The 19,712-nt window shown below is 67.5% G+C and carries 22 protein-coding genes and 1 pseudogene; 11 read left to right on the top strand and 12 right to left on the bottom strand.

Annotated features, from left to right (window positions below; translation table 11 throughout):
• The first annotated feature begins 181 nt into the window (after nucleotides 1-181).
• A complete protein-coding gene (locus tag DID99_RS06025; protein WP_124486034.1) occupies nucleotides 182-736 on the top strand; it encodes a hypothetical protein in 555 nt (184 codons plus the stop codon).
• Nucleotides 737-795: 59 nt separating this feature from the next.
• On the opposite strand, the gene DID99_RS06020 is transcribed toward DID99_RS06025, so the two are convergent.
• Nucleotides 796-1,506, bottom strand: coding sequence for a YceH family protein (locus tag DID99_RS06020; RefSeq protein WP_124666315.1), 711 nt, complete (start codon nucleotides 1,504-1,506; stop codon nucleotides 796-798).
• Nucleotides 1,507-1,914: 408 nt separating this feature from the next.
• Between DID99_RS06020 and DID99_RS06015 the strand changes: the two genes are divergently transcribed.
• The gene (locus tag DID99_RS06015; protein ID WP_124666314.1) at nucleotides 1,915-2,679 is read left to right on the top strand and encodes an SDR family oxidoreductase; all 765 of its coding nucleotides are present in this window, start codon (nucleotides 1,915-1,917) and stop codon (nucleotides 2,677-2,679) included.
• Between the two features lie 15 nt (nucleotides 2,680-2,694).
• Here DID99_RS06015 and DID99_RS06010 read toward each other — a convergent pair whose 3' ends face one another.
• Genes DID99_RS06010 through DID99_RS06000 form a run of 3 tightly spaced genes read right to left on the bottom strand, consistent with a single transcriptional unit; the run spans nucleotide 2,695 to nucleotide 5,125 of the window.
• Nucleotides 2,695-3,399 (bottom strand): MOSC domain-containing protein, encoded by a 705-nt coding sequence (locus DID99_RS06010; protein ID WP_124666313.1) that lies wholly within the window; start codon nucleotides 3,397-3,399, stop codon nucleotides 2,695-2,697.
• Nucleotides 3,396-4,292 (bottom strand): dihydrodipicolinate synthase family protein, encoded by an 897-nt coding sequence (locus tag DID99_RS06005; protein WP_124666312.1) that lies wholly within the window; start codon nucleotides 4,290-4,292, stop codon nucleotides 3,396-3,398. Before DID99_RS06005 ends, DID99_RS06010 begins: the two co-directional genes overlap by 4 nt.
• 50 nt (nucleotides 4,293-4,342) lie before the next feature.
• Nucleotides 4,343-5,125, bottom strand: coding sequence for an aldolase (locus tag DID99_RS06000; protein WP_124666311.1), 783 nt, complete (start codon nucleotides 5,123-5,125; stop codon nucleotides 4,343-4,345).
• A gap of 134 nt (nucleotides 5,126-5,259) precedes the next feature.
• On the opposite strand from DID99_RS06000, the gene DID99_RS05995 reads away from it, so the two are divergent.
• Nucleotides 5,260-5,802 (top strand): helix-turn-helix domain-containing protein, encoded by a 543-nt coding sequence (locus DID99_RS05995; protein ID WP_124666310.1) that lies wholly within the window; start codon nucleotides 5,260-5,262, stop codon nucleotides 5,800-5,802.
• Between the two features lie 29 nt (nucleotides 5,803-5,831).
• Nucleotides 5,832-6,569, top strand: coding sequence for a histidine utilization repressor (gene hutC, locus DID99_RS05990; RefSeq protein WP_044844967.1), 738 nt, complete (start codon nucleotides 5,832-5,834; stop codon nucleotides 6,567-6,569).
• Between the two features lie 141 nt (nucleotides 6,570-6,710).
• Here hutC and DID99_RS05985 read toward each other — a convergent pair whose 3' ends face one another.
• Together DID99_RS05985 and DID99_RS05980 are read right to left on the bottom strand one after the other, a co-directional pair.
• Nucleotides 6,711-7,559: a phytanoyl-CoA dioxygenase family protein gene (locus tag DID99_RS05985; RefSeq protein ID WP_044844966.1), complete on the bottom strand. Its 849-nt coding sequence runs from the start codon at nucleotides 7,557-7,559 to the stop codon at nucleotides 6,711-6,713.
• 55 nt (nucleotides 7,560-7,614) lie between these two features.
• Nucleotides 7,615-8,418, bottom strand: a complete 804-nt coding sequence (locus DID99_RS05980) for an ABC transporter substrate-binding protein (RefSeq protein WP_124486032.1) — start codon at nucleotides 8,416-8,418, stop codon at nucleotides 7,615-7,617.
• A 490-nt stretch (nucleotides 8,419-8,908) separates the two neighbouring features.
• On the opposite strand from DID99_RS05980, the gene DID99_RS05975 reads away from it, so the two are divergent.
• Together DID99_RS05975 and DID99_RS05970 are read left to right on the top strand one after the other, a co-directional pair.
• Nucleotides 8,909-9,388, top strand: coding sequence for a helix-turn-helix domain-containing protein (locus DID99_RS05975; protein WP_124486031.1), 480 nt, complete (start codon nucleotides 8,909-8,911; stop codon nucleotides 9,386-9,388).
• 123 nt (nucleotides 9,389-9,511) lie between these two features.
• Nucleotides 9,512-10,069: a nucleotidyl transferase AbiEii/AbiGii toxin family protein gene (locus tag DID99_RS05970; RefSeq protein ID WP_260444556.1), complete on the top strand. Its 558-nt coding sequence runs from the start codon at nucleotides 9,512-9,514 to the stop codon at nucleotides 10,067-10,069.
• Here the strand turns inward: DID99_RS05970 and DID99_RS38455 are convergent.
• Entirely contained in the window at nucleotides 9,951-10,292 is a 342-nt protein-coding gene (locus DID99_RS38455) for a hypothetical protein (RefSeq protein ID WP_409333438.1), read from the bottom strand. The two genes, DID99_RS05970 and DID99_RS38455, sit on opposite strands and share 119 nt — an antisense overlap.
• Here DID99_RS38455 and DID99_RS38450 point away from each other — a divergent pair.
• Both DID99_RS38450 and DID99_RS05960 read left to right on the top strand, forming a co-directional pair.
• Nucleotides 10,212-10,574 carry a hypothetical protein gene (locus DID99_RS38450; RefSeq protein ID WP_185733738.1) on the top strand — a complete coding sequence of 121 codons (363 nt, stop codon included), beginning with the start codon at nucleotides 10,212-10,214 and terminating at the stop codon, nucleotides 10,572-10,574. The genes DID99_RS38455 and DID99_RS38450 overlap by 81 nt on opposite strands.
• Complete coding sequence (locus DID99_RS05960; RefSeq protein ID WP_044844964.1) at nucleotides 10,567-11,433, top strand: LysR family transcriptional regulator; 867 nt, start codon at nucleotides 10,567-10,569, stop codon at nucleotides 11,431-11,433. The genes DID99_RS38450 and DID99_RS05960 overlap by 8 nt, the downstream gene beginning before the upstream one ends.
• A 58-nt stretch (nucleotides 11,434-11,491) precedes the next feature.
• Here DID99_RS05960 and DID99_RS05955 read toward each other — a convergent pair whose 3' ends face one another.
• The 3 genes from DID99_RS05955 to DID99_RS05945 form a co-directional block, all read right to left on the bottom strand.
• Nucleotides 11,492-11,971, bottom strand: coding sequence for a nuclear transport factor 2 family protein (locus tag DID99_RS05955; protein ID WP_124666309.1), 480 nt, complete (start codon nucleotides 11,969-11,971; stop codon nucleotides 11,492-11,494).
• A gap of 65 nt (nucleotides 11,972-12,036) precedes the next feature.
• Nucleotides 12,037-13,221, bottom strand: coding sequence for an amidohydrolase family protein (locus DID99_RS05950; protein WP_124520114.1), 1,185 nt, complete (start codon nucleotides 13,219-13,221; stop codon nucleotides 12,037-12,039).
• Between the two features lie 88 nt (nucleotides 13,222-13,309).
• Complete coding sequence (locus DID99_RS05945) at nucleotides 13,310-14,509, bottom strand: amidohydrolase family protein (RefSeq protein ID WP_124666308.1); 1,200 nt, start codon at nucleotides 14,507-14,509, stop codon at nucleotides 13,310-13,312.
• A gap of 451 nt (nucleotides 14,510-14,960) precedes the next feature.
• On the opposite strand from DID99_RS05945, the gene DID99_RS05935 reads away from it, so the two are divergent.
• Both DID99_RS05935 and DID99_RS05930 read left to right on the top strand, forming a co-directional pair.
• On the top strand, nucleotides 14,961-15,575 hold the full coding sequence (locus DID99_RS05935; protein WP_044844961.1) for a glycine zipper 2TM domain-containing protein: 615 nt from the start codon (nucleotides 14,961-14,963) through the stop codon (nucleotides 15,573-15,575).
• A gap of 496 nt (nucleotides 15,576-16,071) precedes the next feature.
• Entirely contained in the window at nucleotides 16,072-16,578 is a 507-nt protein-coding gene (locus tag DID99_RS05930) for a GNAT family N-acetyltransferase (protein WP_124666306.1), read from the top strand.
• Between the two features lie 90 nt (nucleotides 16,579-16,668).
• On the opposite strand, the pseudogene DID99_RS37765 reads toward DID99_RS05930, so the two are convergent.
• Nucleotides 16,669-16,988: pseudogene (locus DID99_RS37765) on the bottom strand (endopolygalacturonase); the annotation flags it as partial.
• Between the two features lie 220 nt (nucleotides 16,989-17,208).
• A complete protein-coding gene (locus DID99_RS05920; protein WP_260444555.1) occupies nucleotides 17,209-17,745 on the bottom strand; it encodes a fimbrial protein in 537 nt (178 codons plus the stop codon).
• 513 nt (nucleotides 17,746-18,258) lie between these two features.
• On the opposite strand from DID99_RS05920, the gene DID99_RS05915 reads away from it, so the two are divergent.
• Nucleotides 18,259-19,617 (top strand): aspartate aminotransferase family protein, encoded by a 1,359-nt coding sequence (locus DID99_RS05915; protein WP_124666304.1) that lies wholly within the window; start codon nucleotides 18,259-18,261, stop codon nucleotides 19,615-19,617.
• Nucleotides 19,618-19,712: the final 95 nt, after the last annotated feature.

Here is a 19,712-nt window from a genome sequence, read left to right as displayed (position 1 = left end):
CGCCGGTCGCCAGCCGCAACGCGACCCGGGGCGCCGGCCGTTCGGCCGAGTGGTCGCGTGTGGCCGACGTACCGTACGATCATCGCTGTCCGCTGCCGATGACGCCTCGCCTTCTGCGCAGGCGGCACGACGCACCACCTGTCTGTGATTGATCGTACGCAACATGACCCGACACGCCACGATGACCGTATCCGAACTGCTCAGCGCCATCCGCCAGCCCTACGCCGACCTGCTCGCACAAGCGGCAGCGCAACCGGCGGCCGTCGTCGAACCGGCCTACCGGAAAGCCGACGGCACGCTGGCCACCGAAGGCCCGCTCGCACTGCCGTGCCGCGCCGACATCGTTCACACCGAAGGCGAATCGGCCGGCCAGCCGGCAATGGTCGACTCGACCACGCAACTGGACTTCGAACCGTTCGCGTTCGAACTCGAAACGGCGGCCGTGTCGATCCGGCCGTTCGTGTGGGACTGGGCGACGATCGAAGCCGACGGCATCGGCGAGGCCGCGGCCACCGACGCGTTCAGGACATGGTTCTTCGCGTGGTTCGACGCCGACGACGCAGGCGAGCCGGCCGAGGACGGCCTGCACGGCATCGTTCACTATCTGTCGGAACCGGCGGGCACGGAGCAAGGATGGCGCGTCAATGCGGACCTGGGCTCGGCGCCGGGCGCGGCCGTCGAGGATCTGCTGTTCCGGCTCGTCGACGCGGGTGCCACGCGAATCAGCATCGGCTGAATCGCTTCTCCATCCGCGACTCCCATGCGCGCCGGTGTCGAGTTGGCTCGGGCGGGCAATCAGCCGGCGTCGCCCGGGGTATCGACGTCGATCCCGAGTTCGGTCGCCATCCGCTGCACGAGTGCGTTCAGCCGCGCCACTTCATCCGCAAGCCGCTTCTGCTCGGCCTTGAGCGCCTCGAACTCCGACGGCGGAACGGAATCCGCGCCGCCGCCCGCGTCCGCACCGGCGTAGTCGGCGACGTTCACCTCGCCGCACATCAGGTGCATCCAGCGGTTCTCGCGCGCACCGGGCGCGCGCGGCAGCCGGACGACCAGCGGCTGCGCACGCGCCGCGAGTTCGTCGAGGAACGCCTCGACCGACGAGATGTCCGCGAAGCCGTGCAGGCGTGCGCTGTTCAGGCGCAGTTCGGCGGCCGTCTGCGGGCCGCGCAGCAGCAGGATCGTCAGCAGCGCGATCGCCTGGCTCGGAATCCCGAGCACGCGGTTCACGTTGTGCTCGAAACGCGGCACGCGGCTGCTGCTGCCCTCCATCACGAGGCTCAGCTGCTTGAGCCCGTCGAGCGCGGTCGTGACTTCGTCCTCGCTGACGTTCATCACCGGCGAGCGCGCGGTTTTCTGGTTGCAGCCCGCGGTCAGCGCATTCAGCGACAACGGATAGGTGTCCGGCACCGTGTGCTGCTTCTCGACGAGCACCCCGAGAATGCGGGCCTCGAGGGGCGTGAGTTCGCGCAGGGCGCGTGGCGTGGGCATGTCCGGCGTGGTGTTCATGGATGGCGTCGCAGCGTGCAGCGGGTGAAGGGAAACGGTCGCGGCCCGTCCGGCGTCGCGAACGGGCGAGCCATATGATAGCTCGCGACGTGAGGCCCGGCGCCACTCGCCGCCGCGGCGCGCGCACTTGCCGCGGCCGGTTTTCGTCCAACGGTTCGGCCGTGCGGCGGCGCACAACGACGCCTGCGTTCGGCCGCACGAACGCATGCTCCGCGCTCACGCGCGGCGTCGTCCCTCGTTTGCGCGTCGCGCAGGCCGGCGCTACGATATGCGTACACCCGGACGCGCGGCGCTCGGCCGGATTCGTCCGCCAGGTCAATACCGCGCATCGCCCGTCCCGCACGCCGTGCCGCCCCGCCTGCGCGCCGCGCCTGTCAACACGCTTCAACCGTTCACTCGTTCACCGCCATGATCGCCTCCTCTCTCGCGCCGCACGTGCGCGCCATCGTCACCGGACACACGCGCGGCCTCGGCGCGTCGCTTGCCGAACAATTGCTGCAGGAAGGCATCGCCGTGCTCGGCGTATCGCGCAGCCGTCATCCGTCGCTCGCCGCGCAGGCCGGCGACCGTTTCGCCGAAATCGAACTCGACCTGTCGGACGCGTCGGCCGTCGCGACCTGGCTCGCCGGCGACACGCTGCGCCGCTTCGTCGACGGCGCGTCGATCGTGCTGCTCTTCAACAACGCGGGCATCGTCGATCCGATCGGGCCGCTCGACGCACAGGATCCGGCGCTCGTCGCGCGCGCGGTCGGCCTGAACGTCGCGGCGCCGCTGATGCTGTCGGCCGCGCTCGTGCAGGCGGCAGCGGCGCCGACCGAATGCCGGATCCTGCACGTGTCGAGCGGCGCCGCGCGCAACGCGTACGCGGGCTGGAGCGTCTACTGCGCGACCAAGGCCGCGCTCGATCATCACGCGCGCGCCGTCGCGCTCGATGCGAACCGCGCGCTGCGGATCTGCAGCGTCGCGCCGGGCGTCGTCGATACGGGCATGCAGGCGACGATCCGCTCGACCAGCGAAGCGAACTTCCCGATGCGCGAGAAATTCGACGAACTGAAGTCGAGCGGCGCGCTGTCGACACCCGAGGCTGCCGCGCGGCAGCTGATCGGCTATGCGCTGAGCGATGCGTTCGGCACCGAGCCGACGGCCGACGTGCGGAACCTGCCGGCGAGGTAGGCCGCGCGCGGCGCCTCACCCTTCGAGCCGCTTCGTCCAGTCTTCGACCTGGCGCGCCGTGCGGCGCTTGTCGAGCATCGTGCGCCAGCCGGGCGGCAACACCGGGACGTCGCACAGCGCGTCGAGCGCGGCGATGTCGAGCGTGCGCCGGTACAGCACGTCGAGCACCGTCGACAGCGGCCACTGCGGATAGCGGCGCTCGTGCAGCGCCAGCACATCGCCCGGCGCCACCCAGCCTTCGTGCAATGCGCGGTAATACCAGCCGGTGCGGCCGCTATGCTGCACGAGCGCCGCCATGCGCGGATGCTCGAAGCGCGCATTGAGCTTCCAGCACGGCTGCCGCGACTGCGACACCTGCAGCACGGCACCGCCCAGCGTGAACACGTCGCCGAGACACACGTCGTGCTCGGTGATGCCGTGCGTCGACAGGTTCTCGCCGAACGCGCCCGGCTCCGCGAGCACGTCGCGCGCGCCGATCTGCGCAATCCACCACGCATAGTGATCGTGCGCGTAGTGATGGACCGCCTTGTCGGGGCCGCCGTGATGCCGCGCATCGGCCTGCTCGTCGCCTGCGAAGCCGCGCGCGCCGAGCCACAGACGCCCGTCGGCCGGCTGCTTGCCGATCGCACTCACGTGCGGCGTGCCGGCCAGCGGCCGGCGCGTGCCGACCCGCACCGCGGCGATGGCGGCCGCGAGCACCGGCCGGGCGTCGCCGCTCATGCCGGCACACCGTCCGGCAGTGCCGCAAGCAGGCGTTCGAGTTCGCGCGTGCGCGCGTCGCCGAGCGGCAGCAGCGGCCTTCTCGGCTCGCCGGCATCGAAGCCGCGCAGCCGCATCCCGGCCTTCACGGTCACCGGCAGCCCGCCGTCGACGATGAATTGCAGCAGCGGCAACTGCGCATGAAACACCGCCCTCGCACGCGCCAGGTCGCCCGCGCGCACCGCGCCGATCAGCGCAAGCGGCAGCGCGGCGTTCAGGTTCGGTGCGGCCGTGCACCATCCGGCCGCGCCCGCGGCCAGCGCGGCAAGCGCCATCGGGTTGCTGCCGTTGTAGAACGGGATCGTCCCGTCGCTCAGCTGCGCGAGCCGGTGCATCCGCCCGATGTCGCCGGTGCTCTCCTTGACCATCGTCACGTTGTCGACGGCCCTGCAGATCGTCGCGATCAGCTCGGGCGACATGTCGACGCCGCTCGTTGCCGGGTTGTTGTACAGCATGATCGGGATGCCGATGGCGTCGCCGACCGCGCGGTAGTGCGTGACTATCTCGTCGTTGCCGAGCTTCCAGTACGACACGGGCAGCACCATCACCGCATCGGCGCCGGCCTGTTCGGCGAAGCGCGCGCGCCGCACCGCGCCGGCCGTCGTGAGATCGGAGATGCCGACGACGGTCGGCACGCGCCGGCGCACCGCGCGCATCGATGCCGTGGCGACCGATTCCCATTCGGCGTCGGACAGATACGCGCTCTCGCCGGTACTGCCGAGCGGCGCGATTGCATGGACGCCGTCGGCGATCAGCCGCTCGATCAGCGCATCGAGCGCGTTCAGGTCGACACTGCCGTCGGCGGAGAACGGCGTAACCGGGTAGGCAATCACGCCTTGCAACAGAATGGACACGATATGGATTCCTCAATGATGAATGAAAACGGCGGAAACGACGCGCCGGCTCAAGCGATGCAATCTCGATGCGTGCGCAATGCGCGCCGTGCGTAGTAGTCGAACGTCACGGCGTCGCGCTTCGGCTTCGAGATCCAGTCGTGCGCTTCGCGCGCCAGCGCCGGTGGAACGGGCTTGATCTCGCCGGCCGACATCGCCAGCAGCTGCAGCTTCGCGGCCCGCTCGATCAGCAGCGCGAGGATGCAGGCCTCCTCGATCGTTGTGCCGACGACGAGCTGGCCGTGATGCGACAGCAGGATCGCGCGCTTGCTGCCAAGCGCCCTCGAAATGATCTCGCCTTCCTCGTTGCCGACCGGCACGCCGGGCCAGTCCTTCAGGAACGCGCAATCGTCGTACAGCGGGCACGTATCCATGTGCGACACGACGAGCGGCTGCTCGAGCATCGACAGCGCCGCGACGTGCGCCGGATGCGTATGGATGATGCAGTTCACGTCCGGACGCTCGCGATAGATCCACGTATGGAACCGGTTGGCCGGATTCGGAATGCCTTCGCCGTCGACGACGTCGAGATCCTCGTTGACGCGCAGCAGGTTCGCGGCCGAGATCTCGTCGAAGCCGAGCCCGAGCCGCTGCGTGTAATACGTGCCGGCCTCGTCCGCGCGGCAGGTGATCTGCCCGGCCAGCCCCGAATCGTGACCGGCATCGAACAGGATGCGGCACGTGAGCGCGAGTTTTTGCCGCGCGGACCAGCCGCTGTCGCCCACCTCGTTGTCCAGACGCCGCTCCGCCAGCGCGACCAGCGCCTCCTTCGTCAGATTCAGCGTTTCCGCCATGATCGCCTCCTGAATGGGCCGGGTCTGCCGCGCCGTCCGCGGCCGTTTCCCCGGCGCCGTGAGACACACGATACACCATAGGACACTTTGTGTCATGCGTTACAATCGGTTTTTCGAAGGACACCTGGCGCCCCATGACGATTCGCCTGAAGCTGCTCAGAAAACAGAAGGGCTGGACGCTCGACGTGCTGGCCGACGAAACCGGCCTGACCAAGAGCTATCTGTCGAAAGTCGAGCGCGGCCTGAGCGTGCCGTCGATCGCGGTCGCGCTGAAGCTGTCGAAGGCGCTGAGCGTCGACGTCGAGCAGCTGTTCTCGGAAAGCCACAACCGCGAGCTGATCACGGTCACGCGGGCCGGCGAACGCACGCCGATGGGCACGGCGGCCGACGGTCACGCGCACGGCTTCGAGAGCATCGCGGCCGGCGTCGCACCGAAGAAGATGCTGCCATTCGTCGTGCATCCGCCGCACGAATTCGTCGCGTCGACGTTCCGCGAGCACGAAGGCGAGGAATTCCTGTTCGTGCACAAGGGGCGCGTCGAAATCGAATTTCCAAACGAGACGGTGCAACTCAAGACTGGCGATTCAGTCTATTTCAACGCAATCATTCCACACCGCACGCGCAGCCTCGGCACCGCGCAGGCGGAAATCCTGGTCATCGTCAGCCACGACGACTAGATTCGTCACTTTTCGCGCAAGGATCCCCGATGGTCACGAAGACCACCGCACCGTTCCAGCAGATCAAGACACTCGTTCGCCAGAACGTCGATGCGGGCGACTGGCGCCCGGGGGACCGCATTCCGTCCGAACTCGATCTCGCCGCGCAATTCGGCGTCGCGCGCATGACGGTCAACCGCGCGCTGCGCGAGCTGACCGAGGAAGGCGTGCTGAAGCGCATCGCGGGCGTCGGCACCTTCGTCGCCGAGGTGAAGCCGCAGTCGAACCTGCTGATGATCGCGCACATCCGCGACGAGATCCGCGCGCGCGGCCACGAGTATCGCTGCCGCGTGCTCAGCCAGTCGCGCGAGCCCGCGTCGTTCGACGTCGCGGCCGCGTTCGGGCTGGCGGTCAACACGCCGGTGTTTCACGTGGTGTGCGTGCACGAGGAAAACGGCCGCCCGATCCAGCTCGAGGATCGCTACGTGAACCCGGCCGCCGCGCCCGAATTCATCGATCAGGATTTCCAGGCCGAGCCACCGTCCGAATACCTGTTCAACAACGTGTCGCACTACGAACTGGAGATCGAGCACGTCGTCGACGCGTCGCTGCCGTCCGGTGAACAGGCGCGGCTGCTCGACATGCGCGCCGACGAGCCGTGCCTCACGCTCACGCGCCGCACCTGGACGAACGGGCTGCCCGTCACGTTCGTGCACTTCCTGCATCCGGGCAACCGCTACCGGCTCGGCTCGCGCTTCAAGCCGGGCGCCGGACGTCACCAGACCTGAACCTTCTTCAGCGCGGGTAAGAGACCACGCGCGGCGCGCCGCTTCGCGAAGCAACGGCCACCGCGCGCATGGCGTCGCTGAAGGTCGCTTGCCGTCGCTCGATGTCGCTCGATGTCGCGCGATGTCGTCGATCCGCGCCGCTCAGATCGCCCCGACCTGCCCCGCGCCGCGCGACCACACGACCGGAAACAGCGCATGCTCGAGCGGCGCGCCGTCGGGCAGTTCGTCGGCCAGTCCCGGGAAATCGGGCGACGTCTTCCAGCGGCGCGGCGCGTGACGGATATCGTCGCCGACGAAGCGGATCGAGAACGCGCGCCGGCGGTTCTGCGTCCCGCCCGACGCATGCAGCGTCAGCATCCGGAAGCACACCATGTCGCCCGGCTCGAGCGCCCAGTGACGGATCGGGAACGCCGCGCGGTCGGCTTCGATGTCGGGCAGGTCGGCGAGGCTGCCTTCCGGGAACCACTTCGCCTCCTTGTCCATGAACGTGCGCGGCATCAGCCACGGCCCCTGGTGCGAACCCGCGACGAATTCGAGCGTCGATTCGAGCGGCACCGGATCGACCGGAATCCACATGCTGACGTTGTCGTCGCCTTCGATGTTGTAGTACGGCTGGTCCTGGTGCCACGGCGTGCGCTGCCGCGTGCCGGGCTCCTTCACGAGCAGGTGGTCGTGATGCAGCCGCACCGTCTGCGTGCCCATCAGCGCCGCGGCCACCGACGGCGCGGGCGACCGCACGATGAAGTCGCGATACGCGTCGTTGTGCTGCCAGTTGCAGAAGTCCTCGAAGAACCAGCCCGGATCGTCGGGCCGGCTCGCGACCTTCGCGCGCGCGCTCGGCTGCGCGAGGTTCGCGTCGATGCCGGCACGCAGCGCGGCCACTTCGTCGGGCGAGAAGATGCCCTTGATGCATACCGCGCCTTCGTCGCGGAAGGCGGCGATCAGTTCGGGCGTCACGGCTTTCGCGACGCGTTCCTGGATACTCGTCATGGGTTGCCTGTCGATTGATTGAGCCACGGGGTCATGGAATTGCAGGGTCACGGGTTCACGGCGCGGAAGTCAGCTGCTGCTTAGCGCCGTAGATGTCGAAGTCGAAATATTTCGCGGCGATCTTCTGGTACGTGCCGTTCGCGCGGATCGCGACGATCGCGTCGTTCAGCCGCTTCTTCATCTCGGCGTCGCCTTTGCGCACGCCCATCGCGACGCCGTAGCCGGTGATGCGCACGTCGGTCACGTCCGGGCCCGCGAACGCGTAGCCCTTGCCGCGCGGCGTCTTCAGGAACGAATAGCCGGCCTGCGTCTTGTCCTGGAAGGTCGCGTCGAGACGGCCGTTCACCAGATCCTGATACACCTGGTCCTGGTTCTGGTACGACACGATCGTCACGCCCTTGGTCGCCCATTCGGCCTTCGCGTAGGCCTCCTGCGTCGTGCCCTGGTCGATCCCGACGCGCTTGCCCGCGAGCGACGCCGCGGTCGGCAGCAGCTTCGAGCCGGCCGGTGCGACGAGCGCGCCCGGCGACGCATACAGCTTGTTCGAAAAGTCGATCTGCTTGAGCCGCTCGTCGGTGGCCGTCATCGCGGACATGATCACGTCGAACTTGCGCGCGCGCAGCGCCGGAATCATCCCGTCGAAACCCTGCTCGACCCACACGCATTTCGCGCGCAGCTGCTCGCAGATCGCATTGCGCAGGTCGATGTCGAAGCCGGCGAGCGAGCCGTCGGGCTGCTTCGCCTCGAACGGCGGATAGGTGGGATCGATGCCCCAGCGGATCGTCGCCGTGTCCTGCGCGAACGAGACGAGCGGCGCGAACGCCAGCGCGGAAGCGAGAAGCCTTGCAGTGCGGTTCATGGTGTGTCCTTTTGGTCTCGACGTGGCGGGGGAAGGCGCCGGGCGTCCGTTGGGGAGCGTCGTGCCGGCTGGCCCGGCGCGGTACGCGAAAGACGGGGACTTCGATGAAGCTGCAATGCAGTCTAGACCGCTTGATCTTCGAGCGCAAGCGGAAGGAATGGATGTGGGGCGGATTGAGGGAGTCGGGGAAATTAAATCGGGGCAAGGAGCAGGATAGATGAGCAAAAAATGGACATTTACACGATTTTCTCCATATTTTGAGCGTTTACCCGGGGTGATGCTTGACTGCCACAGAACGAGTTTTCACGGATTTCCGTCGAGCGAGTATGTCTATACAGCGTGACCGATCGCCGTCTCTCGCAACATTTTCTTCGCTTGAATAGACCATCCATCCTATACCGCACCCGCGTCCATGCGTGACAATGCATACCATCGAGATGTAAGATATAACTTACATTTTCGTGCGGTGAACCTGCGTCGGGAGGTGAACATGCAACTCTATGAAATCGGTCAGGCCGTTGCCAAACGGCGGGCGGAACTCGATCTCACACAGGCCCAGCTTGCAAAACTCGCCGGATTGTCTCGTCTCACGGTGAACCAGCTCGAAACCGGCAAGGTCAAGGATCTTGGAATCAACAAGCTCATCCCGTTGCTCAGCGTGCTCGGCATCGAACTCCTGGCGCAGCCGCGATCGGCCCAAAGCGGCCTCTACAAGGCCGTCGTGAGCTCGAACGTCAGCTATAAGGGTGAATTGACCGAGCGACTGCTGGCGGACGCGCTGACCACGGGACAAATTCCGGCAGGGTACGAATCGCAGATCTCCGTCATCCTCGACGAGGTACCGTTGCCGGTGGTGGTGAAGGCCGCCGAAGAAGCGGCCGCACGCTCCGGCACGCCGCTTCGCGCCATCTGGAAAAACCTGGCCGCATGGTCGAAGGATCTTCATCTGTACCGGGAGGTATGGGCATGACTGCACCGGCCGAATTGCCCGACGGCCCGTGGCAGGGGCTTTTCCGCAAAACGCTGACGCTAATCGACGAGATACGCCAGTACGGCACATCCGTTCTGGACATTTGGCGGCGGCACCGTCCTCATGCTGCGTCACGGACATCGTGTCAGCAAGGACATCGATATCTTCGTACCCGACCCGCAGTACCTCGGGTACGTGAACCCACGCATCAGCGACGCCGCATCCGACATCACGACCGAGTACGAGGAACACGCCGGTTTCGTGAAACTGGTGTTGCCCGACGGTGAAATCGACTTCGTGGTCTCCCGAAACCTGATGTCTCCCGGTTACGACGAATGGATGCTGATGGACCACATCGTCAAGGTCGAGACTTCAGCGGAAATCGTGGCCAAGAAAATGTGGCATCGCGGAGATCGTCCCACCGCGCGAGACCTGTTCGATCTCTGCCTGGTCATCGAGCGGGAGCCGGAGAGCCTGATGGAGGCAAGCGCATTTCTCGTTCGCCATCGAGATACCTTCCTGCATCTGCTCGACGAACGTCGCACGTTCGTTCAGTCTCGCTTCAACGATATCTCGACACTCGGTTACACGCCGTCGTTCGACTACTGCGTGAATCTGGCCGGCGAGTTCCTCCGCCAGCTTCCCGACACCGGCACCGCGCGCAAATCGCATCCCCGCTGACGCCACTGCCCTTTCGCTGCCCCCGAAATCCGCTCGATCTTCGTATACCTCGGCTGCGCGCATGCCACAGCGGTGTCTCGCCGTTCGAATCGGCCAGGTTCACGTCCGCCTTCGCATCCACCAGCAACTGCACGATCCGCACATGGCGCTCGCCGCCGTCGCCGAGCGCAATCGCTTCCAGCAGCGCGGCCGCGCCGAGCCGGTTCACGTGATCGACCTTCACGCCCGTGTCGATCAACGTGCGCACCGTGTCGCCGTGGCCACGCTCGGCCGCCCCTTCGAGCGCGCCACCGTCGGCGGCGGCACTCGTGAGCTTCATCAACACAAACGCGCCGATGATCGCCATCCGTTTGAAAAACCCCCGGTGCCTCCTTGCAAGTCCGCCCGCACAGCCGCGCCGGGTCCGGCGAAACCGCGATTGCCCGCGGTCTCGGGCCATGTTAAAAGTCGTCGCACGCATTTGAAAATGAAATGCTCGAATCCGCAAAAGTGCAGAAATGAATAGACCTTTGTTCGACCTCGACCTGTTGCGCGCGCTCGTGATGGTCGCCGACTGCGGCAGCTTCACGACCGCGTCCGCGCGCCTGCATTCGACGCAGTCGACGGTCAGCCAGAAGGTGCGGCGGCTGGAGGAGATCGCCGGGCATCGCCTGCTCGATCGCGGTACGCGCGACGTGCGGCCGACCGACGCCGGCGTGACGGTGCTCAGCTACGCGCGGCGCATGATCGCGCTGAACGACGAGATGCTGGAAGCGCTGTCGGGCGCAACCGTCGCACTGACGATCCGGCTCGGCGTGCCCGACGACTTCGCGGCGGGCCGCACGACCCACGCGCTCGCCGCGTTCAAGCGCGATCATCCGCAGGTGAAGCTCGAGGTGACGTGCGGGCTGAGCCGCGACATCTGCGCGGCCTACGATCGCGGCGAGCTCGATCTCGTGCTGATCAAGCAGCGGCGCGACAGCCGCGAGGCGGTGGTGCGCTGGCCGGAGAAACTGCGCTGGATCGACAGCGCGCAGCATCCGACGATCGACCTCGACCCGGTGCCGATCGTCGTGTTCCCGCCGCGCGGGCTTTATCGCGACGACATGATCAAGGCGATCGAGGAACGCGGCCGCCGCTGGCGGATCAGCTTCACGACGTCGAGCCTGAGCGGGATCCAGGCAGCCGTCGCGGACGGGCTTGGCATCAGCGTGCTGCCCGCGCGCGTGGTGACCGACGACCACGTCGTGCTGACCGACGCGCACGGCGGCTTCGCGCCGATCGAGCACATGGACATCGCGATCCTGCATCGGCCGACCGCCGATCCGATGGTCAGCGAACTGACGAAGGCGCTCGCAACGATGCTGGAGCACGAGCAGGAATGAGCGCAGCGATGCGGGCCGGCATCGACCGGGCGGCGGCGCATGTCGAGAAAACCGACCGTCAGAACATCGTGTTCCCGTTCGCCGCCTGCTCCGGCACCGGCTGGTTCACGTCCCAGTGTTCGACGATCTTGCCGTGTTCGAGCCGGAAGATGTCCACGATCGCGCTGCCGCGCGTGCCGGGTTCGCGCACCGCGTGCACGTGCAGGATCACGTAGTCGCCGTCGACGAACGAGCGCTTGATCTCGCTGTGCGACTGCGGATACTTGTCGCGCAGGAACGCGACGAACTTGCGGAAACCGTCGCGGCCGTCGGCCGCGTTCGGGTTGTGCTGCACGTACCGGTCGCCGACGTACGCGAGGGCGGCATTCGCATCCTTCTCGTTCAGGCCTTTCTCGTAGAACGCGAGCACCGTGCGGCGATTCGCTTCCTGCTGCGCGCTGTCCGCGCCCGCCGCCATCGCCTGCGCGGCCGCCGTCGCGAACGTCGCCGCGGCGATCCATCCTGCGGCCCGTGCGGCCATCGTGCGTGTGCGTCGCATCGTCGTCTCCCGGAAGATCAGGCTGAAGGAAGCCCGATCATAACCGGCACGATGCGGCGCCCGGTTCAGACCAGCGCGCCGTCGCGCGCAACGATCTTCCCCGACGACACGACGAGCCGCCGCGTCGGCCGCGCGACGACGGCCTCGGCGAACGTCAGCGCATCGACCAGCACGACGTCCGCGCGCTTGCCTGCTTCCAGGCCATAGTCGGCGAAGCCGCAACCGCGTGCCGCGCCGTGCGTCACGCAGTCGAGCGCGACTTCGAGCGCGTCGTCGCGGCGGAAATCGTTGCGCATGCCGATCAGCATCGCGCGTTCGAGCATGTCGGGCGAGCCGTACGGCGTCCACGTGTCGCGCACGCCGTCGTTGCCGCCGATCACGGTCACGCCGGCCGCGCGGCACGCAACGACCGACGGCACCGGCACCGCGGCCGGCGCGGTCGTGACGATCGCGACGCCGAGCTCGGCCATCCGCGCGAGCAGCGCGTCGCGCTCGCGCTCGGCGATGTCGCCGAGGCAGAAGCCGTGGCTGATCGTGACCTTGCCCTGCATGCCGAGCGCGGCCGTGCGCTGCAGGATCAGATCGAGCGAATACGCGCCCATCGATCCGCGTTCGTGCAGATGCAGGTCGAGGCCGCGGCCATGACGCTCGGCGATCCCGAACAGCACGTCGACCGCTTCGACCGGATCGCCTTCGATCGCGCACGGGTCGAGACCGCCGAGCAGGTCGGCGCCCGCGCCGAGCGCGTCGGACAGCAGCGCGGCCGTGCCGGGCCGCTTGAGCACGCCCGACTGCGGAAACGCGACGATCTGGATCTCCACCTGGCCGCGCAGCGTCTCGCGCGTCGCGAGCACGCCGTGCAGATGCCGCAGCCCGGCTTCGGTGTCGACGTCGACGTGCGTGCGGATGCGCGTCGTGCCGGCCGCGAGGAACGCGCGCGACAGCGCGAGCGACGCGGCGCCCGCGTCATGGCCGCTCGTCGCGCGGTAATTGCGCTCGTTCTCGATGCGGTCGACGAGACGCGGCCCCACCGCGTTGCGATACCACGGCATCCCCCAGTGGGTCTTGTCGAGATGCGTGTGGCCTTCGACGAGGCCGGGCAGCGCGAGCGCGCCCGCGCCGTCCTCGATCGCGCAGCCGGCGGGCGCGTCGAGCGACGGGCCGACGCGCGCGATGCGCTCGCCGTCGATCAGGATGTCGAGCGCTTCGTCGGCGTGCGTGCGGACGTTGCGGATCAGCAGGTTCGTCATGTCGGTTCCGGTGTGGTCGGTCAATCGTTCAGTCGGTCAGTCAGTGCGAAGCAGCCGCGATGCACGCACCGCGACAGCGGTCGGGTCGTCAGCGCGTGAAACGCAGCGCCGGCGCGAACGGCGCGCCGGTGTCGCTTTCGCCGCGCCGGAACACCCAGCGTTCGGCCGGCACGCCGGCGACGGCGGCCGCCGCATTCGGCGCGCGCACCGCGACGAAGCTCGCGTCGCAGCCGACCGCGATGCCGTAGTGCGCGAGGCCGAGCGCGCGCGCGCCGGCGTGCGTCGCCATGTCGAGCGCGACGCCGAGCGCTTCGTCGGTATGGAAGCCCGAGCGGTAGCCGACCATCATCGCGCGCTGCAGCATGTCGCCGTTGCCGTACGGCCACCACGCGTCGCGAATGTTGTCGTTGCCGGCGAACACGTGGACGCCCGCGTTGCGCAGCTGCTGAACCGGCGGGAATGCGCAGTCGCCCGGCGCGTTGGTCAGGATCGACACGCCGGCGTCGGCGAGTGCGGCGGCCGCACGCTCGACGTCGCCATGTTCGACCTGGCCGAGCGCATACGCGTGGCTCACGTTCACGCGGCCGCCGAGGCCGGCCGCGCGCGTGCGCGCCGCGATCCGCAGCAGTTGCGCGATGCCGGTCTCGCCCGGTTCGTGCAGGTGGATGTCGATCTTCGCGCCGCGCTTCTCGGCAATGCCGAACACGATGTCGAGCTGGCCGTCCGCGTCGCCGTCGAGCGTCGTCGGGTCGATCCCGCCGACCACGTCCGCGCCTTCGCGCACGGCCGCATCAAGGAGCGCGGCAGTGCCCGGGCACGTCGCCACGCCGGCCTGCGGAAACGCGACCAGTTCGATGTCGACGATTCCGCGCCACTGTTCGCGCGCGGCCATCACGGCGTGCAGGTTCGACAGGCCGGTCGTCGCGTCGACGTCGACGTGGCTGCGCATCGCGATCGTGCCGAACGCGGCGGCCTGCGCGATCAGCGCATTCGCGCGCTCGACGATCGGCGGCGCGGCCGCGAGCTGGCGCTTCTCGACCACGAGCCGCTCGCGCAGCGAGTCGACCGATTGGTGCGGCACCCAGCGGTCGCCGACGAAACTCTTGTCGAGATGGATGTGGCCGTCGACGAAGCCGGGCAGCACGACGCGGCCGCCGAGGTCGATCGTTTCGGCGCCGGGTGCGGCAGTGCAATCGGTGCCGATCGCGACGAAGCGGCCGTCATGGACGACGAGGTTGACGGGCCGGCCGCCGGCATCGACGGCGTTGGTGAAGAAGCGATCGGTCATGAGTCGGAATGAGTGGGGCGGCCGCTGCGCGACGCCGACACGGACAGGGGAAGGCGCCGCAGCCGGCACGGCGCGACCGTTGGCAGGGATGTGCGGTCACGATATCGGACGGGGCGGCCAGTGGCCAATTAAATGTCGCGATGCCGCGCATTCGATTTCGCGATGTGCGGGCGAGCTGCCCGTCGGGCGTGGCGCGAAGATGGGGTGTGATCACCGGGCGGGCGCCCGCGGGTGCCGATCGTCGCACAATCGGCGCCCTCACGCGGCTGCCGGACGGCGAACCGCATCGTCGAATCTCGGCCGCGCCGCACCGCGATTTGCGCGGCAACAGACTTTACACGTTGTTACCCGGCCGCACCGGACGCGCATCCGCCCTTTCCTTATACTCACGCCGAGTTCGCCACCCGTCCCGGAATTCGTCGGCGAACACGTTGCCGATGCAGGAAACATCATGATGCGCATGCCTTCCACGAAGACCGTTCTGTTCGCCACGCTCGTCGCCGTGGCGGCGCTTCCGCTGACCGCCTGTGTCGCGCCGGGCTACTACGGCGCGCAACCGGGCTATCCGCAGCAACAGTACGCGACGCCCGGCTACGCGCAACCCGCGTATTCGCAACCGGGTTACGTGCAGCCGCAGCAGCCGGCCTATCCGAACCAGGCGCCGCAGTACGACCAGTACGGCAACCCGCAGCCTTACGGCGGCCAGTACGGCAACGGCTACGGCACGCAATACGGCACCGTCGCGAACATCCAGCCGATCAACGGCTCGGTCGGCACGTCGGGCGTCGCCGGCACCGTCGTCGGTGCGCTGGTCGGCGGCCTGGTGGGCAACCAGTTCGGCCGCGGCCACGGCCGCGATGCGGCCACCGTGATCGGCGCGCTCGGCGGCGCCGTCGCCGGCAACCAGATCGGTCAGCAGATGGGCGCGGCCCAACCGCCGAGCAGCTACCGGATCGACGTGCGGGTGAGCGACGGCTCGACGCGCTCGTTCGACGTGCAGTCGCCGGGCGACCTGCGCCCGGGCGATCGCGTGCAGATCAACGGCAATCAGCTGTCGCGGTATTGAGGCGGATCGCATGCGCCTGAGCTGATCGGGCGCATCACATATATCGCGGCCCCCTCACGTCGCGGACGTATTTCGCGTGTCCGGCGGCGCTTCGGCGCAATGGCCGGCACGCGCTTCACTTCATCCCTCTTCCACGAGTCGGCGCGGCATGCCTGTCGCGCACGGCACTGCGTCGTCACGTCCCTCACGTCGCGCGCCACATGCAGTCGCGTTCGCGTCCAACGCAACGGCAGGTGCGTTCGCATCCGGCTCGTTTCCACGCGCATGCGTTCGGCGCCCCGAGCACGATTGCCTGCGGACTTCGCGAACGCGCAGCGATGCTCCACGCGTCATCCCGACCATCACTCGCGCCTCGGTAGCGCGCTTCACGCCTGTCGATGCGGCGTGCCGATCGCACCGGCAAATGCGTGTGTTTTCGATTAGCATCGGTCGATGCCTTGCCGCGCACCGCGCCGCAGATTCCGACCTTCCGGCACACCAACGACAACACCGACCGATGATCACGATCCGCCTGCTCGACGCCGCCGACGCGGCGCAATTCCAGTCCGTCCGCCTGCGCGCGGTCGACTCGTCGCCGACTTCGTTCCTGCCGACCCGCGACGAGGAAGCCGGCGTCCCGGTCGACGAATTCGCGACGCGCATCACGCCCACCCACGAGCGCGCCGTGTTCGGCGCATTCGACGATGCATCGCTCGTCGGCATCACGGGTGTGCGCCGCGACGCGCGCGCCAAGGTCGCGCACAAGGCAACGATCTGGGGCGTGTTCGTCGACCCCGCGTATCGTGGCCGCGGCATTGCGCAATCGCTGCTCGACGGCGCGACCGCGCATGCGGCGCATGCGTGGCAGTGCAGGCAACTGATCCTGTGCGTGAACGAGATCAACGGCACCGCGGAACGCTTGTATGTGTCTCAAGGGTTCGTCCGGTTCGGCACGGAACCGCGTTCGCTGTTCGTCGACGGCCGCTTCTACGATGAACATCACATGGTCAAGACGCTGGCATGACGCGTCGCGTTCGCGCGCATCGGCCGGCCGCACGCGAACGCCCCTCCACCCCGTTGCGCCACCGCTTGCCGGTGCTCGTCGCGTTGCTGCCTGCCCGGCGATCGTCACGTTCGTCAGCGTCATCGCGCTCACGTTGAATGCATGGATCGCCCCCGGCGATGTGACCATCGGCATGCCCGATACACCGGCGTGCCGAAGTCGTAGTTGCCGATCGTCACGCCGGAAATCGGCTGCACGGCGGGCAGCGGCGGCGTGCCGTTGTAGTCGAACGCAACCGGCCCCTGCACGACGATCGCCTGGAAACACGACGCAGTCACGCCGCTCAACGTCACGTCCGAGATCGCCACGTTCCGCGCGACCGGCGGCCGCGTGTGTACCGCATCGTCCGCAGGCCGATCGTCGCGGTCGAACGCGCCCCATTCATATGTCGTCGTACTATACTGTGCAGCCTTTACGCGATCGAGACTAGGGATGAATTGGTTGTTTACTCCGTTTACATTGGTCTAATGCCGTAAATGTGAGTACACACTCACATCTAATTTCGCGCCCCTAGAGATAGGTTGTCGTATGTTTATGCGCAAAAACTTCGACTGAAAGGCCCCGCCCGATACGTCCGACGGGGCCACGGCCTTACTCGCCGACTGCGGAAACCCGCTCCACCGCCGGCTCGCGTCCAGCCGACGCGGCCGGTTCGAACACCAGCACGACACTGGCCGGATTACGGCCGACAGTCGGCTGCCCGGTTCCGCGCACGTCCTGCACGTGCGCGCTGATCTTCACGTCATGAGTTTCGTCGTAGCCGTCGAAACCGTCGTGTCCGCGCTTCGCCAGCCGGACCGGCCGGCCGGCGCCAGGCACCATGCCCCGGTTGCCCGCGTTGTCCGTCAGACCGACCTTCACATCGGCCAGGCCGTCAACGCCGCTCGGCGAACCGGACGGCCGCAACAGTACGACGTTGATATCGGGATTCGTCGCGCGCACGCGAATCGGCAACGTTGCGCCGACGGTCTGCTGCGCGCCGCCCGTCGCGTTCAGTTCGACCACATCGCCCAACGCCGAGTTGTCCGGCCTCGAAACGAACAGACTGTCGCCGATGTTCGCGGTCAGCGTGATCTTCTTGACGACCGCCTGCGGCGATGTCGGCCCGGCGTACGTCAGGCCGGTCAATGCGCAGCAAGCGGCGAGCGCGGCGAGTTGATGGTGGATCTTCATTGTGAGGTCCCGCTTTCAGGATGGTTGAAACCCGGTTGCCGAAATAGCCGGCCCGTTTCGAGCGCCCAATCACCATCGCATGAAAAATCGGCATTCCGTTATCCCGAAATTGGCCTGCAATGCGAGGTGGAATTCGCTTCGCTCAGCCGTATGCGTGTGCGATCGAAGCACCCGCCAGCCATTGCGATCGTGCGTCGGATACGCTGCACAGCCAGCAACGATGGCATCCGGCAGATCGCATGCGCCACGGCTTACCACCACGATAGGTCGCGAAACCTCATACCAGAATCCATGAAAACCTTCATGTTTCTGCCGGGTTTCGATTTACCTGTGCAATCTCGAAATCAAACAGGAATTCGCCGCGAACATGCCGTACTCACTTGCGCATCGGTGTCGGTAATTCTGCGTCTGTTCAGCCCCCGCCCGCCGCGCTATCGTTGCTCCACCTTCACAGCCCAGGAGTTGCCTTTGCCTTCCCGCCACGGAGTCGACCTCATCCGCGCCCGCGCGCTGTTCGATCGCGAGCGCCGTGCATTCACCGAAGCCATGCCGATCTCCCGCGCGTTGTCCGCGGAAGCGTCCGAGCATTTGCTGTTCGGCGTGCCGCTGCACTGGATGCAGGACTGGTCGACCCCGTTCTCGCTGGTCGTGAAGGAGGCGCGCGGCGCGACCTTCACCGACGTCGACGGTCATCGTTACGCGGACTTCTGTCTCGGCGACACGGGCGCGATGTTCGGCCATGCGCCCGCGCCGGTCGCACGCGCGCTCGCCGAACAGGCGACGCGCGGCTACACGACGATGCTGCCGAGCGAGGACGCCGCCTGGGTGTCGCGCGAACTCGCGCGCCGCTTCAGGCTGCCGGTCTGGCAGTTCGCGCTGAGCGCGAGCGACGCGAATCGCTTCGTGCTGCGCTGGGCGCGCGCGGCCACCGGCCGCAACACGATCGTCGTGTTCAACGGCTGCTATCACGGCACGGTCGACGACGTGTTCGTCGATCTCGTCGACGGCCGCCCGGTGCAGCGCGACAGCCTGCTCGGGCAGTCCTACGACCTGCTGGCGAACACGCGCGTGGTCGAGTTCAACGATCTGGCCGCGCTCGAGGCGGCGCTGAAGGATGGCGACGTCGCATGCGTGCTCGCCGAGCCGGCGATGACGAATATCGGCATGGTGCTGCCCGAGCCGGGCTTCTGGGAGGCGGCGCGCGAACTCACGCGCCGCTACGGCACGCTGCTCGTGATCGACGAAACCCACACGATCAGCAGCGGCCCGGGTGGCTACGCGGCCGCGCACGGTCTCGAACCGGACGCGCTGGTGGTCGGCAAGCCGATCGCGGGCGGCGTGCCGTGCGCGGTGTACGGGTTCAGCGCCGAATTCGCGGAACGCGCGAAACAGGCGAAGCTGAGCGCACCGCCCGGCCATTCCGGGATCGGTACGACGCTCACCGCGAACATGCTCGCGATGCATGCGATGCGCGCGACGCTCGCCGACGTCGCGACCGATGCCGCGTATGCGCATATGTTCGAACTGGCCGCGCGGCTTGCGACCGGGCTCGAACAGGCGATCGCGAAGCATCGGCTGCCGTGGTGCGTGACGCGCATCGGCGCACGCACCGAGTTCCAGTTCACGCCGGTGCCGCCACGCAACGGCACGATCGCCGGCGAGCAGCTCGACAGCGAACTCGAGCACATCGTGCATCTGTATCTGCTGAACCGCGGGGTGCTGATCACGCCGTTCCACAACATGATGCTCGTGTGTCCGCAGACGACGGCCGACGATGTCGACACGCTCGTCGCGCAGTTCGACGCGTGCCTGGGTGAACTGGTGTGATGTGAGACACGCGGTGTGTCCGGCCCGCCTGCATCGGGCCGACCGGACACAGGCCAGACGCTGCTTCGGCAGATCCGTCGAATCGACCTGCGCGC

Origin of the sequence: Burkholderia sp. Bp8986 (assembly GCF_003854225.1) — a bacterium.
GTDB lineage: Bacteria > Pseudomonadota > Gammaproteobacteria > Burkholderiales > Burkholderiaceae > Burkholderia.
This window is presented reverse-complemented; position numbering and strand designations above follow the sequence as displayed.

Bases quoted from the DNA above. Each gene is read 5' to 3' on its own strand.
- DID99_RS06025 (WP_124486034.1), top strand. From the start codon at position 182: ATGACCGTATCCGAACTGCTCAGCGCCATCCGCCAGCCCTACGCCGAC.
- DID99_RS06020 (WP_124666315.1), bottom strand. From the start codon at position 1,506: ATGAACACCACGCCGGACATGCCCACGCCACGCGCCCTGCGCGAACTC.
- DID99_RS06015 (WP_124666314.1), top strand. From the start codon at position 1,915: ATGATCGCCTCCTCTCTCGCGCCGCACGTGCGCGCCATCGTCACCGGA.
- DID99_RS06010 (WP_124666313.1), bottom strand. From the start codon at position 3,399: ATGAGCGGCGACGCCCGGCCGGTGCTCGCGGCCGCCATCGCCGCGGTG.
- DID99_RS06000 (WP_124666311.1), bottom strand. From the start codon at position 5,125: ATGGCGGAAACGCTGAATCTGACGAAGGAGGCGCTGGTCGCGCTGGCG.
- DID99_RS05995 (WP_124666310.1), top strand. From the start codon at position 5,260: ATGACGATTCGCCTGAAGCTGCTCAGAAAACAGAAGGGCTGGACGCTC.
- hutC (WP_044844967.1), top strand. From the start codon at position 5,832: ATGGTCACGAAGACCACCGCACCGTTCCAGCAGATCAAGACACTCGTT.
- DID99_RS05985 (WP_044844966.1), bottom strand. From the start codon at position 7,559: ATGACGAGTATCCAGGAACGCGTCGCGAAAGCCGTGACGCCCGAACTG.
- DID99_RS05980 (WP_124486032.1), bottom strand. From the start codon at position 8,418: ATGAACCGCACTGCAAGGCTTCTCGCTTCCGCGCTGGCGTTCGCGCCG.
- DID99_RS05975 (WP_124486031.1), top strand. From the start codon at position 8,909: ATGCAACTCTATGAAATCGGTCAGGCCGTTGCCAAACGGCGGGCGGAA.
- DID99_RS05970 (WP_260444556.1), top strand. From the start codon at position 9,512: ATGCTGCGTCACGGACATCGTGTCAGCAAGGACATCGATATCTTCGTA.
- DID99_RS38450 (WP_185733738.1), top strand. From the start codon at position 10,212: ATGGCGCTCGCCGCCGTCGCCGAGCGCAATCGCTTCCAGCAGCGCGGC.
- DID99_RS05960 (WP_044844964.1), top strand. From the start codon at position 10,567: ATGAATAGACCTTTGTTCGACCTCGACCTGTTGCGCGCGCTCGTGATG.
- DID99_RS05955 (WP_124666309.1), bottom strand. From the start codon at position 11,971: ATGCGACGCACACGCACGATGGCCGCACGGGCCGCAGGATGGATCGCC.
- DID99_RS05950 (WP_124520114.1), bottom strand. From the start codon at position 13,221: ATGACGAACCTGCTGATCCGCAACGTCCGCACGCACGCCGACGAAGCG.
- DID99_RS05945 (WP_124666308.1), bottom strand. From the start codon at position 14,509: ATGACCGATCGCTTCTTCACCAACGCCGTCGATGCCGGCGGCCGGCCC.
- DID99_RS05935 (WP_044844961.1), top strand. From the start codon at position 14,961: ATGATGCGCATGCCTTCCACGAAGACCGTTCTGTTCGCCACGCTCGTC.
- DID99_RS05930 (WP_124666306.1), top strand. From the start codon at position 16,072: ATGATCACGATCCGCCTGCTCGACGCCGCCGACGCGGCGCAATTCCAG.